This is a genomic window from Paenibacillus sp. FSL R10-2736 (genome assembly GCF_038000245.1).
Lineage (GTDB): Bacteria > Bacillota > Bacilli > Paenibacillales > Paenibacillaceae > Paenibacillus_AQ > Paenibacillus_AQ phytohabitans.
Genome location: NZ_JBBOBN010000001.1, coordinates 3761223 through 3778027 on the forward strand (window position 1 = coordinate 3761223; position 16805 = coordinate 3778027).

General features: G+C 52.0%; 12 protein-coding genes. 2 read left to right on the forward strand and 10 right to left on the reverse strand.

The annotated features are described in order from the left end of the window. Positions 1 to 10: 10 nt before the first annotated feature. The 7 genes from NSQ73_RS16210 to NSQ73_RS16240 form a co-directional block, all read right to left on the reverse strand. Entirely contained in the window at positions 11 to 4501 is a 4491-nt protein-coding gene (locus NSQ73_RS16210) for a hypothetical protein (protein ID WP_340987277.1), read from the reverse strand. After that, positions 4488 to 5246 carry a DUF6063 family protein gene (locus NSQ73_RS16215; protein ID WP_042137096.1) on the reverse strand — a complete coding sequence of 253 codons (759 nt, stop codon included), beginning with the start codon at positions 5244 to 5246 and terminating at the stop codon, positions 4488 to 4490. Before NSQ73_RS16215 ends, NSQ73_RS16210 begins: the two co-directional genes overlap by 14 nt. Before the next feature lie 11 nt (positions 5247 to 5257). Then, positions 5258 to 6763: a hypothetical protein gene (locus NSQ73_RS16220; RefSeq protein ID WP_042137094.1), complete on the reverse strand. Its 1506-nt coding sequence runs from the start codon at positions 6761 to 6763 to the stop codon at positions 5258 to 5260. Beyond that, positions 6760 to 7758, reverse strand: a complete 999-nt coding sequence (locus tag NSQ73_RS16225; RefSeq protein WP_340987278.1) for a Wadjet anti-phage system protein JetD domain-containing protein — start codon at positions 7756 to 7758, stop codon at positions 6760 to 6762. Before NSQ73_RS16225 ends, NSQ73_RS16220 begins: the two co-directional genes overlap by 4 nt. A gap of 329 nt (positions 7759 to 8087) precedes the next feature. Then, a complete protein-coding gene (locus NSQ73_RS16230; protein WP_340987279.1) occupies positions 8088 to 8684 on the reverse strand; it encodes a GNAT family N-acetyltransferase in 597 nt (198 codons plus the stop codon). A gap of 59 nt (positions 8685 to 8743) precedes the next feature. After that, positions 8744 to 10657 carry a threonine--tRNA ligase gene (gene thrS / locus NSQ73_RS16235; RefSeq protein WP_340987280.1) on the reverse strand — a complete coding sequence of 638 codons (1914 nt, stop codon included), beginning with the start codon at positions 10655 to 10657 and terminating at the stop codon, positions 8744 to 8746. A 453-nt stretch (positions 10658 to 11110) separates the two neighbouring features. Then, a complete protein-coding gene (locus NSQ73_RS16240; RefSeq protein ID WP_340987281.1) occupies positions 11111 to 11776 on the reverse strand; it encodes an HAD family hydrolase in 666 nt (221 codons plus the stop codon). Between the two features lie 120 nt (positions 11777 to 11896). Between NSQ73_RS16240 and NSQ73_RS16245 the strand changes: the two genes are divergently transcribed. Then, positions 11897 to 12382 carry a DUF6803 family protein gene (locus NSQ73_RS16245; RefSeq protein WP_340987282.1) on the forward strand — a complete coding sequence of 162 codons (486 nt, stop codon included), beginning with the start codon at positions 11897 to 11899 and terminating at the stop codon, positions 12380 to 12382. Positions 12383 to 12612: 230 nt separating this feature from the next. Continuing rightward, positions 12613 to 13290 (forward strand): DUF1796 family putative cysteine peptidase, encoded by a 678-nt coding sequence (locus NSQ73_RS16250; protein WP_336100204.1) that lies wholly within the window; start codon positions 12613 to 12615, stop codon positions 13288 to 13290. On the opposite strand, the gene NSQ73_RS16255 is transcribed toward NSQ73_RS16250, so the two are convergent. The 3 genes from NSQ73_RS16255 to NSQ73_RS16265 form a co-directional block, all read right to left on the reverse strand. Continuing rightward, positions 13291 to 14676, reverse strand: a complete 1386-nt coding sequence (locus NSQ73_RS16255; protein ID WP_340987283.1) for a sensor histidine kinase — start codon at positions 14674 to 14676, stop codon at positions 13291 to 13293. It lies immediately after the preceding gene. After that, positions 14666 to 15379, reverse strand: coding sequence for a response regulator transcription factor (locus tag NSQ73_RS16260; RefSeq protein WP_231575378.1), 714 nt, complete (start codon positions 15377 to 15379; stop codon positions 14666 to 14668). Before NSQ73_RS16260 ends, NSQ73_RS16255 begins: the two co-directional genes overlap by 11 nt. Positions 15380 to 15510: 131 nt before the next feature. Next, positions 15511 to 16701 (reverse strand): cell wall-binding repeat-containing protein, encoded by a 1191-nt coding sequence (locus NSQ73_RS16265; protein WP_340987284.1) that lies wholly within the window; start codon positions 16699 to 16701, stop codon positions 15511 to 15513. Between the last annotated feature and the right edge of the window lie 104 nt (positions 16702 to 16805).

Below are 16805 nucleotides of genomic sequence, written 5' to 3' on the forward strand. Positions count from 1 at the left end.
TGGATTGTTGCTAGAACAATGAGGCAGGGATCAGCTTGCGGCCGCCCTTAATCAGGGTTGAATCCAGTGCATCTCCTTTATCACCGCCAAAATACAGCTGCCAGTACACGCCGAAGCGGATGCTGACATCATTCTTCACCAGCTCCGGCGGCGTAACGATCAGCCACTGGAACTTCAGCGCCTTGGAAATCTCGAATACCGGATCAAGCACGTTATTGGAGACCATTTCACCGAACGGATTATCGTACAGGAAGACCGTCCAGCCTTTATTCTCACGGTTGACGCGCTTGTGGGTCATAATCATCATCGCCACCAGCAGCTGAACCGACTGGCGTTGACCGCCGCTGCCGACGGCCTCATCCAGCGCCCCGCGGTTAATGACCTCCCAATCCGAGTAATGGTACTCTTCCGGTGCTGCGTAGAGGAAATAATTCTCGGTCACCGGTTTATATACCTGGAGCACCGGGAAGCGGTTCTGCAGCGCGGCATACACCATCCGCCCGTCATTAATCAGCTCTCTGACTGCGGAAGCCGGAACCTGTTCGATCTTCGGGAACTTCTCCAGCAGGCTGCTGATGCAGCGGTTGAAATACTCACTGACCAGCGGTTCGATGTCATCTGTCGTTCTCGGAACGGTAATATTCTTGTAATTCAGCCGGACCAGCGGGAAGGCATGCCCGTTCTCATTATGAATAATCATCCGGCGTTCCATCCGCTTGAGAATGTCGGTAATCTGCACGACCCGCTTCGCGGCACGTCCTACCCACAGCTTGCGCGACAGCTCCATATCTTCCTTGTCACTGCGGATACTCTCAATCTGATCACGTGAGCTCTGGAGCATGGAGTCCAGTACCTGCAGTGCAATCGAGAAATCATCCCAGTGAACCGTGTTCAGGCGATCCTGAATTTTGGTCTCCAGCTCTGCGTTCCAGCCGGACTTGGCCAGTCTGCCGCTGAGTGCTGTCTTCTCTTCTTTGACTTTGCGCGAGATCTCCGCACGCTGGCTGCGGCTCTCCTTGCTGCGCAGGAGCCAATCTGCAACCAGCTGCTCACAGTTCTCCCGCACATCCAGCTGCACCTCTTCCGGAACATCCCGCAGCTGTACGCGGCTCTCGACATGGGTATCCATGACCTTGCTCTGATTAGAGAGTGTCTGCAGCCATATATCCATAGAGGCAAGCGTCTGCTTGCTTGTATTCAGCAAATACTCATTCTCGCGGAAGCGCGCACTGATCTCTTCTTCCTTCTGGCCCAGCGGCTCATGCCAGAGCTCCACAGCACGCTCGTGCTTCTCCTTGATGGCCTTCTCGGATTTGCCCAGCTCCTTCTGCAGGTTATCCAGCTCCGCCATACAACGGATGTAGGAATCACGGATATGCTGATAATCCTCATCGAGAATTCCCGTGTCACTCTTCTGCCGCGTTCTGGCCGACTGAATAACCTCCGGTGAATCAGCCGGTTCAGGTGCGGACGGCCATCCGGCATCAACCTGCTGCACAGCTGCTTCCAGTTCAACCAGCTGTTGACCTGCCGCTTTGATCTGGGCAGCCCGTGTGCGGATTTCCAGCTCATTCTGGCTGAGGGACTGCTGCAGACTTTCCACGGTACTCAGCAGCTGCAGCAGCTTATCCTGTACAGCCTCATCCGGCACTGTTTCCTCCTGCACAGTATCTTGTGCAGCTTCGCCATGTTCACTTGGGAAGTGAATTTCCGGGAACCAGTTCTGCAAACGCGGGAACAAGGAATATTTAGCTTCTCCCAGCCATTTCTCACGCTGCAGGGCGAGGCTGTCCATATCTGCCTTTAAATGTGCCAGCTGTTGTTCCTTAACGGCAATCTCTTTGCTTAAGCCTGTCTTCAATTCAACTGACTTTTGTTTGTCCTTGTAATCCTGCTCCTGCTTCCGGCTACGCTCCGCCCACTCACGCAGCGACGCTGCCCTGGCCTCATGCTCGGTTTTCTCGGCCTCACTGACAGCCAGGTCTCTGGAAATTCCGGATAGAGTCTCTTCATTCAGCGACATTTCAGCGTTCAACTCATTCAGACTCTTGCCAAGCTCCTGCTGCAGGGTCTCTAATACCTTCTGTCTGGCCCGCAGACTTACGGTGTGTTCACTCTGGAGCAGCCGGTCATACTCCTGTCTGGCTGATTTCAGCTTCGCCAGATACCCTTCCGCATCCTGCAGCTCTTCTTCCCGCTCTTTGAGCCGGGAGGCGATCCCTTGCTTCCAGTCCAGGAAACGCTCCGGCTGCAGCACCATCTGTGGCCCCTGATGGGAGAGCAGCAGGAATGAAGCTCCTGTGGCATCCGCCATTTCCTCACGCACGAAGACCGGGACAGGCGATTTGAGCAGAAGCTCCTGAAGCAGCTCAGGCTGAAGCTTAGCCGATTCACGCTTCGTTACAATCAGCCCGTAAGGCAGCAGCGGGTGACGTTCCAGCTCCTCTTCACGGAGCAGGTAAGACTGGTCGTTCAGATATGCACTGCCGATCATGGAGCTGATCTTCAGGGCATCCAGGGCATCCTTCACCGTCAGGATATCATTATTAGGCAGCCAATAGGCTTCCTGCTGCAGCTCTACATCCAGCAGCTGATTATAGTATTCCCGTCTGAGCCGCTTCGTCTGCTGCTCGGCATCATCCAGTCTGCGGATGAACCGTTCCTGGATAAGTGATTTGGCCTCGAACAATGCTGTCGTCCCGAGCTGCTGATGTTCTTCATACATTTCCAGCAGGACTACGAGCTGTGACCAGAGCTGTGATTCCTTGCCCATCTGGCCTTCAATCCGGTCCGTAAGCTCCTCCACCTGGCTTGCAGCCCCCAGCAGCTTCTCAGTCAGCCGTGTATGTCTGGTATGCAGAGCAAGCTTCTCTTCTTCTGCGGATTTGCGCTGCTCGTTCAGGACAACGATATTCTCGGCAATGCTTCTGGCTGCAATCAGCGTGCGCTGAAGGGCGGCTGACGGGGAATGGGCAGCCTCCTGCCCGTGGCGGGAAGCGAACACTCCCAGATCTTCGGTATACTGGCGGATGAGCGCCGTCAATTCATGAATCTTGCCCTCAAGTCCGCCGAGTTCAAGCAGGAATGCCTCCCGGCCTTTGCGCAGAACAGCATCTTCTGCACCCAGAGCCTGCTGGCGGCCGCTGAAGAACAGCATTCGCGCCTGCCACAACCGGTAGACCTCATCCCACTGCAGGCGAAGCTCCTGCTTGGTCGCTTGGATAACCTCTTGACGCTCCTTCATCGCAAGGGAGCCTTCAATGGCTTCAATTTCCTTCTGCCACTGCTCCATCTGGCGGATCTGCAGTCTGCGTCTGGCTAAATAATGGGCAACCTCAAGATCCTTTTCCTTGATCTTCGATTCCTCCAGCCGCTGCTTAGCCCGTGCCTGATTATCCGAGATCGCTTTGAAATCATCCTGCTTGCTGTCACGCTCTTCCTTGAGCTTCAGATACTTCAGATTATCCGTCTCAAATTTCAGCTGCTTCGCTTCCTGATAATGCCCGGCTAGCTCATCCGTAGTTTTGCGGCGTTTGTCTTCGGCATTCTTCAGCTCATCATAGATCACGGTGTACAGCTGCCGTCCAAGCAATTCCGTTTCCTGAAAGCTGCGGTCAGCCTCCGTCCCCTGCTTGACAGCCTCGTAGAGCGGGGCGGCAAGTGAAGTGAATTCGGCAAAAGCCCGTTCTCTCTGCTCCAGCATCGGCAGCCGCTGTGCAACCGTAGCGGAATCTATGAACATCCGCTGAAGCGAGCCTTCATCCTCGCGCATGCTGCCGTTCAGACTGGACCCGATTTCCGGAATAATCAGCTTCTCGAACAGATTATGGTTGGTGAAGGCATCATTCTTCTGGAAATAGCCTTTGATTCCGCCCTCCTCGCCGTTGATTCTCCGCATATTCCGCCATTCATCAATATGAATATCCCGGTCTGCCAGAAAAGCATAATATTTCTTCAGGTCCGAGCTGTGGCTGCCATACGCAACGATCTCATTACGCCGCTCACGGACAAATTGCTGAATCGCTTCAAAGCTGGCCGGAGTGTTCAGCTCGTGATCATAGAGCGGCAGGGTAGACAATGTAAGCTCCGCATTCTCATCATAATTGAGCAGCGCATAGAGCAGATAATCAACTTTGATCTCCAGCTGATCCATCGAGTTCTGGGCAGTCATTGCGATTCCGGTGGTTATGTATTCTGTCCGTTCCGGCTCGTCCAGCCGCCATTCGATGGCAACGTGGAACGTATAGGGCTTCAGCTGTTTTTTGTGATTATGGAAGAAGGCTTCTACCTGGTTCTCGTTATCTTTACCCCAGGCAGCCTTGGGCATCAGCAGCTGGAATATCGACTGCAGCAGCACGCCCTTTCCTCCGCCGTTCATCAGCGTAATCAGCGTGTTGGACGGGCCTTCCTCATTGCACAGGTCGAGGATCATATCCTCATATTTCTTCAGCATCTTCTCATATTTAAGTCCGGCGATGCGGATTCGCTCAATGCGCGGCATGGGCTTCCTCCTCCTTCTCGCTGAGTGTCCGGCCAATCAGGGCCTTCAGCTCCTTATAGCGGTCCACATCATGATAGAGATAACGCATCCGCTCATACAGCTCTTCCCGGGGGAAAATCCGCTTCTCATTCTCGGAGATGAATACCAGATGCTCTTCCTCCAGCAGCTTCATCCCCTCATGGATCAGGCCGATCCGTGAGCCGGCGCCGCGGGTCAGCGAATCGCCCTCCTCCTGGCTTTTGGTCTGCATATACAGGCTGCTCCATACTTTGTGCATCGCCTGAATATCCAACCGCCACTGCTTGCTGAAGCTGCCGTCTTCGTCCATGTCCATCCATGTCTGGAACAGGGCGGATACCTGATCCGAGAGCTGTATGTAGGACATGCTGTCCTGACCCGGCTTGAAATGCTGTTCATCCTGATCCATCTCGGCCAGGAACACCAGAATGATTACGTTGATGATATGCAGATGCGTCTTGCGTTCGATGCGCGAATATTTATTGCGCAGCTGTGTGAAGTTGCTGGCAAAGCCGGAACCCATTGGACTCACGAGCAGGTGCAGACGATGCCCGGAGTTCATAATCCGGCAGCCGGCTTCCTTGGCTACATATTGTAAGGCATCATAAGCAACGGTATCCTGCAGGCATTCAGCAGCAGCGGGATCATCAAGTGATATCACCTTGCGGCGAAGCAGGTCGAAGAACAGCCGTGAAGCCTGTTGTACTTGCTCTAACGAATAACTCATGCTGAATCATCTCACTTCTCTACTATAGTAATGGTATAAGGACTGATCTCCAGGCCGGGCCAGCGGATGCTGTCCTGCTGCCCGTTAGCAATCCTGGTCTGCAGCACTTTGCCCCGCAAGGTCTCAAGCTCCGGGTGGTCCGCGATCAGACGCCCAATCAGCTTCTGACATTCGTCGGCCCCGCCGTGACCTTCCGCTTCCTGCTCCTGCACCTTAATTTCGGTATGGAAAAATTGAACCCACAGGTCCACCGCATTGGGAGTAACCGCCCAGCGCCGCTGTTCATCCTCCGTGAAAGCCTCTGCCGAGAATGTAAAGCTTCCCTGTTCTGCCAGTCCGGCAAAGACCGGCAGCCAAAGCTCAGATACCTCGGTCCACGGTATGCTTTTGGGGACATAGTGGAGTTCCTCCTCCTCCCCGGCTTCATCCGGGTCGTCCGGCAATTCGTCCGGCAGGAAGCCGACGTCCTGCTCTTCCCAGGCCCAGGCCAGCGGATAAATAAAGTCTTGGCTGGGAGAGAATAGCCCGCTGATCAGAGTTTCCATGCTGTCTCCATCCGGCAACCCTTCCGGCTTCACCCATTCCTCCCAGACATGGGTACGGAAGTTGAAGCCGGCGGCACCCCAGAACAGCTCCGGGAAGTTGAGCCTGAGATTGGTTTCCGCTTCAAAAATGCTAAGTACCACTTCGGCAAGCTCATCATGCACTCGACGGGAGAGTTCGACCCGCTCGGAGAGCAGCCGCAGCTCATTGAAGTCGATGACATCCTTCTCATCATTGGCCAGCCGGGCCAGCGAGCGGTGAATATTATCGAAATGCTTGCGTTCTTCGTCAAATTGCTGGTGAATCTCCTCCAGCCGCTGGTGCCGCTGAGCGCCATATTCGCTGAAGATATGCTTCGGATTGCGGCGCAGCGCATTGCGGTATTCCTGCTGCTGCTGCGTCATCTTCCGCACCCGGGAGATCAGTTCATTCACATCCTGCATCGCCCTCGTTACCCGTCCATGCTTGATATGCATCTGAATCTCGAGCAGCTTGATGCTGATCTGAAATTCGTCAATGATCTCATGGCTCATGAAGATCAGCTCCATCGCATATTCGGAGAGCCGGTAGATTGTGGTCCCGTTCTCTTCCCAGCTGGTCCGGGTAGCATCTTCATCCACTGTGAAATATTTGTATTTCTGCACCGCCATCTGACGGGACTGATCATCGTAATAATTGGCCTCGAAATCCCCGCCGTTTCCGCTCCACAGCAGCCCGTCCACCAGCCGTTCCACCGATTCCGGACTTCCGAGCCTCGCGATGCCGAAGCGTTCAAGCGAGCTCCACGTCAATTCGACCAGGTCCTCCCTGGATCTCTGCTCATTCGATTCCAGCTCCAGATAATAGACCTGCAGCAGCACGCTTAGAGCAATCATTTCCTTATAAGGCTGAAGCTCGCCGAGATTCATGCCTGCCCCCAGACTCCATAGGGGATTCAGCCGTTTATTCCGTTCTCCAAAATCATTCCAGTTCATGCTCCAGCCAACCTCGCCATCACTTCATAATTTAGGACTTCCTGGGGAATCCTCTTGTTCTCTTTCAGCAGTGTATTCATGCACAGCAGCAGTTCGGGAACAGTGGATACTTCCTCACGCACAATCTTCAAATGATGCGGAGGGCAGTCGTTTTGTTCTTTTTCATAATCGTACGATTGATGGGCCTTGCTGAGCATATAACTATACACCGGGAGTGCCAGCTTAATATTCAGCTCCGGATAGCTTCGCTTCAAATTTCCATAGATGTCCCAGCCCGTCTTATCCATATCACCAACGTAGAACAGCTCAGCTTCAAGCGGATGATCCACCCGTTCCTTCAAAAAATACAAACTGCTGATGATCTTCCAGCCTTCCCCGTAGATCAGCATATCCGGTTGCAATCCGCATACCATTAGTCCGTTCACCATCAATCTTTTGGCGGAATTGTAGAATGAATGGTTCTCCGTGATCAGTACCTTCCGTGTAGGTCTATTCAGTGTCTTATAATGTTCGAAATCTTCATATACAATATCAGCTTTAAGCATTTCCAGGTTCATGCCGAGCCTGGTTAGAAATTGCTTACCTTCGGGCTTCGACAGAAACTTCTCCTGATCAAAAAGCTCCAGCGAACGCTCCTCGCGAGTTATTGACTCTCTATGCTCTGCTGTACGCAAAAAATGATATATGCGCTCTATGTATTTCCACACGACTGCAGACTGCGCTTCAGGATGATTCCTGTAATAATCCAAATTCAGCTCTTTGGCACCGATGACACGCATCATAGCAGCTTCACTCCAGCCTGCCAGAGAATAAACTGGTGCAGCCAACCAGTAGACTTCATCCAGTTTTGTATGCATGTATTGCTTGGGTTTAGACATGGCTGTTAAATATCCTTCATCAACCAACTGTATAATCCCGGATTGAAACGCCGAGAATCCTCCTGCACTATCCTCGTAGTCACCCCGGTATTCGAAGGATTTCTGTATTGCTTCCACAAGGTCTCCAAGTTTAATAATACTTCTGGTTTTGCGTGAATTCCTAAACTTACTCTCAATAACTTCCTTGATTCGCTCTTTCATGCCTTCACCCTCACAACATAGCATAAACCCAAATCCTCCCCGAGGGGTGAAGTATGGGCCAGAACATACAGAGATATAGACGTTGAGTAAATGATTAGGACCCATAAAAAATGGGAATGTATGTTTCTATCCTCATGTCTTTCTATTATATCAATGTTTCTCAGATATGGCTATTTGCAAAAAATAATAGAGGAGCCCACAATGGGACCCCTCTAAGTTTCGCTTGGGCACCCGGATGGATGCAGCTACTTATATTTCACATTCAACAGATAATCAAGATTAGCCTTCACCGCAGGCCACTCGTCATCAATGATACTGTACAGCGCATTATCCATAACCTTGCCGTCAGAGGTGAGGCGCTGCTTGCGCAGCACGCCTTCCCGGACAGCGCCAATCCGTTCGACCGCCCGCTGCGACCGGAGGTTAGTACTGACAATAGAGAAGTTAACGCGGATTAGTCCGAGTCCCTCGAAACAGTATTGCAGAAGCAACAACTTCGACTCTGTGTTCACAGCTGTTCTCCAGTAATCCGACGAAATCCAGGTGCAGCCGATCTCAGCATTGCGGTGTGTCCGGTCCAGATGCATGATCCGCGTAGTGCCGGCAATCCGGCCGGAAGCCTGCTCAATGATGACAAAAGGGATATCCGTACCTTTGGCCTTGTTCATCAATGCCGCGTCTATCAATTGTCCTACCTGCTCTTCTGTAGTGATCCTTCTCCAGGTATATTCCCAGATCAGCGGATCGTTCAGCACCTTAACCAGCTCTGGCTTATGCTCTTCCATCAGTGGCACAAGCCTGATCACGCCACCCTCCAGTTGCTCAGCATTCTTCGAAATCATGCATCAGCCCTCCAGACCTTTGACTACCTATTTTTTGGCTACCTATTTAATGAAGCAATTTATTTCCGCTCTGCGATTTGGCCGGCCAGCAGCTGAATGAATTCCTGCACGCTGAGCGGTATTTGTGTACTCTCCGCACGGCCTCGTACGGAAACTGTACCGTTGTTCTGTTCTTGATCTCCGAGTACGAGCATATAAGGCACCTTCTCCAGCTGCGCTTCACGGATTTTGTAGCCCAGCTTCTCATCCCGCGCATCCAGCTCAACCCGCAGTCCGGCCGCCTGCAGCTGCTTTTTAACCTCGAAGGCATAATCAGCATGAACCCCGGATACAGGCAGCAGCTTGACTTGCACGGGAGACAGCCACAGCGGAAATGCTCCGCTGAAGTGCTCTGTAAGAATGCCCATGAACCGGTCAATGGAGCCAAATACAGCACGGTGAATGACTACCGGACGGTGCTTTCCGTTATCTTCACCAATATAAGTCAGATCGAACTTCTCCGGCATTTGGAAATCCAGCTGGATTGTACCGCATTGCCAGCTTCTTTTCAAGGCATCAAGGACATGGAAATCGATCTTAGGCCCGTAAAAAGCGCCATCCCCCTCATTCACCCGATACTCGATCCCGTTATTCTTCAGCACGCGTTCGAGCGATAGCTCCGCCTGATCCCAGAGTTCTTCAGCCCCCATATAATCATCCGGACGTGTGGACAGCTCCACCTTGTACTCGAAACCGAATACTTTGTACATCTGATCAATGAGCTCCAGCACCCGGCTAATTTCATCCTCAATCTGTTCAGGCAGGACAAACAGGTGGGCATCATCCTGGCAAAACGTGCGGACACGCATCATTCCATTCAGCGCTCCTGAGAATTCATGGCGGTGGACCTGGCCATATTCAGCAATCCGGATCGGCAGCTCCCGGTAGGAACGAAGGCTGTTCTTGTAGATCAGCATATGTCCGGGGCAGTTCATCGGTTTGAGCGCAAAATCTGTTTCATCCACTTTTGTGAAATACATCTCGTCTTTATAATGATCCCAGTGTCCGGATTGCTCCCATAGCCTTCTGTTCATCATCAGGGGTGAGCGGACCTCATCGTAACCACTATACCTCTGCAATTCACGCGAGAAGTTCTCCAGCTCTGTACGGATGATCATGCCCTTCGGCAGATAGAACGGCATGCCCGGCGCTTCTTCGGAGAACATGAACAGCCCAAGTTCCTTGCCCAGCTTGCGGTGGTCACGCTTCTTCGCTTCCTCCAGCATGTGGAGATGCTCCTCCAGCTGGGATTTCTTGAAGAATGAAGTTCCGTATATCCGCTGGAGCACCTGATTATCTGAATCCCCGCGCCAGTAGGCTCCCGCTACGCTAAGCAGCTTGAAGGCCTTGATCCGCCCAGTAGACGGCAAATGCGGCCCCCGGCACAGATCAGTGAATTCACCTTGCTCATACAAGCTGATCACTGCATCCTCCGGCAGGTCACGGAGCAGTTCAAGCTTAAGTGGCTCCTCCAGCTGCCGGAACCGTTCCATCGCTTCACTTCTGCTGACAACCCGGCGCAGAATCGGCAGATTTTCTCCGATTATCTTCTCCATTTCCTGCTCAATCGCACCCAAATCCTCTACGGACAACGGCCGTGCTATATCAATATCGTAATAGAATCCATCCTCTATGACCGGACCGATACCCAATTTAACATTCTGATCCCCGTAGATCCGTTCGACAGCCTGGGCCATCAGATGAGCTGTACTATGTCTGTGGATCATTAGACCCTCACTGCTGTCCGCCATTATAATTTCAACGAGGCTATCCTGTTCAACCGGGTGATCAAGGTCAACGAGCCTGCCGTCGATTTTACCGGCTACCGCATTCTTCTTCAGACTTGCACTGATTGACTCCGCAACCTGCGCAACTGTGGTGTTACGCGAATACCTCCTAATTGTTCCATCCGGCAGTTTCACTTGAATCTCCATGATTGTGGCCTCCATTTCTTCAGGTTTCTGTTAGTGTGATTTGAACGCAAAAAAACGCATCTCATCCCGGAAAGGGACGAGTGCGTCTAAGCTCGTGGTTCCACCCTAATTCGACTATGTATCTACGGACCCCCGGCTGTTCGGCGGAAACGTGATAAGCACAATCCTCATGGCATCCGTTAACGGGGATGGGTCGGTGGCATTTACAGCCTCACTAACAGCAGGAGGGTTCAGTGTCACGGCTGCAAAGGGGTAACATCCGGCTGGTCTCTGTAAGAAGCTCTCACCTTGCACTTCTCTCTCTGGTCAGTCCTGGGAGGATATCCTGTCTCTGGTCATTGCCTTAAGTATGGTGTTGCTGGTTACATAATACTGAATGCCTTCGCTAAAAGTCAATACCTCATTGAAATAATAGTTGTATGCCACTGTCCCCCGGCAATCTATCCGTTAATATCATTCACTTGAAATCCGTGAAATAATCATACCCGTTTCTTCAACCGTAGCAGCAATATAATCCGCTCCGGCAGCCGATAACTCCTCCTCCGAACCGTAGCCGAATAACACGCCAATGGAGGGCACACCGCAGGCCTTCGCCCCGATAATGTCATGCTCCCGGTCCCCGATCATCAGCGCCTGTGTGGCAGGAATATCATTCTGGTCCAGCACATACTGGATCACCTCGCGCTTCTTCGAGCGTGTCCCGTCCAGATTGCTGCCAGCGGTGAACCTGAAGAAGTGATCCAGCTTGTAATGGCGGAGAATTTCCTCAGCAAAGACCGTGGGTTTGGATGTCGCCACATACAGGCTGAATCCCTGATTCCGCAGGTTCTCCAGTAACTCCGGAACCCCTGGAATCACACTGTTCTCGAACATGCCGAGCGTCCGGTAACGCTCCCGGTAGAAGTCCACACCCTGCAGGGCAGCTTCATGTGTCAGCCCCTGGATGTGAACAAAAGAATCATAGAGCGGCGGCCCGATATACGGGATCAGCAGGTCAGGATGCTCCACCTCAATATCTAATTTATTTAGCGCATATTCCACGCATTTGGTGATGCCTTCTTTGGGATCGGTTAATGTGCCGTCCAGATCAAATAAAATATGATGCAACGCGTCCTTCACTTCCGTTCGTGCTCCCTTCCTGTTTAACTTTGTTCATCATACCTTCCTTTCTTCATACTTTCCACACACTTATCTACTAACATCACAATGTAAGCTATATTTGAACCTGGAGGATGTAACATGAACATGACGCATTATATGTCCCTGCTGGCGGACAATCAGCCATGGAATCTGATTCTTTTTATGGCGATTCCCGTGATTTTTGCTGAGACGATTACGCTTACAGAGTTTATTATTCTGTTCACCAAGAAGCTGAACGGGCCGCTCCGAGCGTTCAACCGGGTATGCAGCATTCTTGCCGGACTCTATTTCACCGGAGTTTTCCTGTACTTGTTCCCTACCGCCTTCATCCCGCTCACCGCAAATGGTGAATGGCACACCTGGGTGGATGTGGTTGCGGTAAGCTTTTATCTGAGCGGAGTCATCTTCCTGCTGCCTCTGGCCCTGCTGGATCTCGGTCTCATCGCCCGCAAACGCAGTGAAGAGAGCAAGCTTAAGCTGCATTTCATGCTGATCAGCGGCTTCCTCGTTGTTGCCCACATCGCGATGATCTTCGGAATGGTGAATCCGGAAATTATGGGCGGAATGGCTGGAATGAACCACTAAGAGTTGAGTCACCTAAGTTTATAAAAGATTGACAGGTGTCCGGGGAGGCTATAGAAATAGCTGCCCGGGCGCCTTTTGGTTTTCATTACGCACAAACCCGTCAGATGAGATTGCTACCAGCTATCCGAAGCATGTGTGCTGCTGAATTTTGTCTCATCCGTCCAATCAATCCCGGAGCATCGCGTATATGATTTACTAACGATGGAGACTGGATAGAGATGGGTGAATTCATGAAACTACAAGACATCAAAAAGGACTATGAACTGATCGTCAGCTTAGGTTCATCTTGTGCGCCAGCAATTAACCTGAAGAGATACGGTCTACGGAAATTCTCAATGCCTCTAGACTGGATGATTTCGTATTCACTGGCCGATGTCAACCGGCTTCTAAAGAATGAGTTCAGGAACTTTATGGATTTCAGAAATCTGCATCCGCTGGATGAGACCCATTTTTTGCTGGATGATGGAGATCCCGTGTATTTGGATCATTCCAGGAACAATCTGTCACCATCTTATTTCATACGAGACTCACTGTATAACATCATCTCCGCCCACGATTTCCCGATTATTACAGGTCAGGGCTGGAGCGCTTCCTATCCCGCCTACAGACTGAAGCTGGAATACCGGATCGGCCGGTTCTGGAACAGTCTGCTCAGCAGCGACGATAGTTTATTTGTCAGATGGTTTGCAAGCGCTGAACAGGTACTGGAGCTGCATATGATTTTATCAAAGCTATTAAATAACAAGAAATTTACAATCCTCATTCTTAATCCTATACCCGGCCTTAGTGCAACACGAGAAGCGGAATGGGGTATCGGCAATGTCTGCGTTCTGGAAGTGCCCGGTGATATGAATGATTATGCGAATTGGGATTACATCCTGCAAGGTATAAGTCTAAATCATTCTTAGTTATCTCCTAAAAGCAACCTCACAGCCTGTTCCTACGCCCACCTTACTTGTAAACACAATCGTACCGCCGAGCAGCTCGACCAGCTTATTCACAATGGAAAGACCGAGGCCGGAGCCTCCGTATTGCCGCGAGCGGGATTTCTCTACCCGGTAAAAACGGTCAAAAATAAAGGGAAGCTCTGCCTCCGGAATACCGATTCCCGTATCCTCCACAACAAATATTGCTGAGTCCGGAGTGAATCTTAGACTCACCTTGATCTGTCCCTTTTCGGTATAGCGGACAGCATTCTCCAGCAGATTCATCACGATTTGCTCCATCCGTTTGCCATCGCCTAATACTCTTACCTCCTGCCCGTCATCGTACGAAGCTGTCAGCAGCAGACCTTTCTCCTTCGCCGGTAATTCCACCCTGCGGACCGCCTGATCCACGATCTGTCTGAGATTGACCTGTTCCAGGTTCAGCGGAATTCTGCCCTCTTCCATCTTGGCCAGCTCGAACAAGTCATCGACCAGGTGCTGCAGCCGATGTGCTTCCTGATCTATGATGTCCAGATACAGCACCTTCTCCTCTTCTGTCTCATACAGCCCGCCCTTAACTACCTTGGCATACCCCTGCAGGTAAGTGATCGGTGTCCGCAGTTCATGTGAGATATTGGCCAGAAATTCCTGGCGTGTATCCCTGTAGCGCTGCAGGTCAAAGGCCAGGTCGTTGATCGCTCCTGCGAGGAAACCAATCTCATCCTTGCCGCGGATGGTAAGGCGCGTCTCCAGTTCACCAGCGGCGATCTTGCGGGTGGCTCTCTGCATCTGCAGAAGCGGACGGGACAGGACCACGGCAATGATCCAGGTGATGCCGAGCGCCAAAATGAACGCGCCAATCCCCGCGAGCAGCAGAATATTGCGCACCGAAGCCAGCGATTCTTCCATACTCGTGGTAGAGGACATTACATACAGCGCCGAACTGACCCCATCCTCCCCTGTGATAGGTTGTCCAGTGACGAAATACCGGTGCCCCGCTGGATCTTTGTACAGGAAGCTGACTGTTTTGCCGGTAAAAATGTCTGTAAGATCCCCGGTTCGGATGAACGCCCGGTCCGCAGAATCGTGAACGCCTGAATGCAGATTCGTACGGCCATCAGGAAGAATGTTAAATATACTGACATTGGAGAATTCAGCAAACGTCGTCATCATCTGGCTGGTCGTGGACTCCTTGGACTGGGCCATGACCGTGAAATGGGAAGCCAGCTCCTCCGTTTCCGTCTGCATTTCGTTGTAATAGAAGCTGGTGAACATCCTGTCGATCACCATGCCCAGCGACAGCAGCACGATCAGGAATACGGACATAATCACCAGCCCAAGCTTGGAGCCGATGATATTATGTTTCATCCGGACTACCCGTCACCTGGAATTTATATCCGAGGCCCCATACCGTTTGCACCGGATTATACGCCAGGCCCGCTCTCTGCATCTTTTCGCGGATATTCTTGATGTGGGTGTCGATGACCCGGGTTTCACCGCCGTAATCGTTGCCCCACAGCCGTTCGACCAGCTCGTCGCGGGTGAATACCCGTTGTCCGCTGCGCGCCAGCAAGGCCAGGAGATCGAACTCTTTTAATGTAAAATCAACGTTCTGGCCCTGTACACGCACCTCGCGTGCCTCCGGGTAAATCCGCAAATCGGGATACTCCAGTACTTCTTCCCGGGGCGCCAGTGACTGCGTCAGTGCAGAACGGCGGAGCAGCGAATGTATCCGGGCCAGCAGCTCCTCCGGCTCAAACGGCTTGGTCAGATAGTCATCTGCGCCGATGCCAAGACCCTGCACCTTATCCTTAATCTCCGAACGCGCGGTGAGCATCAGGATGGGGATATGACTCTGCTCCCGGATCACACGGCAGACCTGCCAGCCATCCATGTCAGGCATCATCACATCGAGCAGAATCAGATCAAACGCGTGCTGCCCTGCCATGCGGATGGCTTCCTGCCCCGTGGCAGCTTCTCTGGTGGTGAAGCCCTCGTTCAGCAGATATATACGCAGCAAATTCCGCATATTCCATTCGTCGTCTACTATAAGTATTTGAGATTTGGACAAGCCGTTCACCCTTTTCGTGGACTGGTTAATAGTTCGTGCATTCATTATACCCAAGTGGAAACAGTTATGCCTTCTTACTTGTTCTATAAATAAAGAGGCCGGCAGCGGGTCCCGCTGCCGGCTTGCTCTGTCTAATGCCCCGAGTGCGGATTATCACCGGAGGCGGAGGAAATCTCCAGCATGTCATCGATCTCACTCTGCGCCGCGGCGCTGATCGTTGCTGCATCGCCAGTCAGCCAAGCGTGATTATACGGGCCTTCAGCCGGTGAATCCTTGAATTTAGGTTGCAGCTCCATCGTATAATTCATCAGAGAATCCGGCAATCCGTCCTGCTTCATGAAGACCAGCGGCGCGTGTTTGCCCAAGTGGGAGAAGGGGGCAGCGGCAATCGCCAGCATCGTAGAATCCGTAGTCAACAAAGACAGGTTATGTCCGGGAGTAGTGATTCCCCAGCCGAATCCGTTTGCCTTATCCTTGAATTTGGCAAAGGCAATGGCATTCTCATAAGGATCCTCACCCGCTATGCGCGTAACCGTTCCGTATTGCTTAAGCTGCTCCTCCACATCTGCTGAAATGACAGATTGGGGACCGAGAATATAGATTGCTGCACTGCCGCCGCGTTCCTTGAGCGCGTCTGCTGTTGCAGCCGGGATTTCGCTTTTCTCCACAAATAGTAAAGGCTCCGGCATATGAGCGATCCAGTTCACAGCCGGGAGGGTATATTCAGGACTATCCATCGAGCCGATAATTACACTCTGCGGCAGCTCGCCTGACACTTTTGCATAGTAAGAATCAACAGCGCCTGCCACTGCGGCTGGATCATCCCCTTCAATCTTGTCCAGCTTCAGATTAAGCGAGTTGAGCTGCGACTCGACTGCTTCAGACGAAGGCCCGACAATTACAACCTGAATGCCGTCATTGCCGTCCGCACCAAGCGGCTTCAGTCGCTTCAATTCAGTAAGAGTCTCATCCGGCACACCGTCTTTGGTGAAAAAGAGCACCGGCCCGTTGCTCGGATGGTGGATCAGGTCCGTGCTTACTGCGGCAATCTGCCAGTTATCCACACTTGTCAGGACTACAGACGATGGCCGGTTGCTCTTCGTTTCAGCCGTCCATAAGGTCCGGGAGACCAGCACAGCCGCCTGAACAGGGTCAGAGGTGTTGATCCGTGTTGTATTCTTGGTAGCGATCCAAGGTGTAGTTACCGCTGTTTGTGCAGTGATAGCGCTTGATTCTTCCTTGTTATCCGCGCCCGGGCTGCAACCCGCCAATGTTGCTCCAAGCAGCAGGATAAAGGTCGCCGTCAGTAGTCTTCTCTTCATTATTGTCCCTCCACTTCAGTTGCTCTCGCGAATAACTAGAAGTGTACAGGACAAATGTGTAGAAAGAATGAAGCAACAAAGTATACTGCGAACCTCCTCCTGCT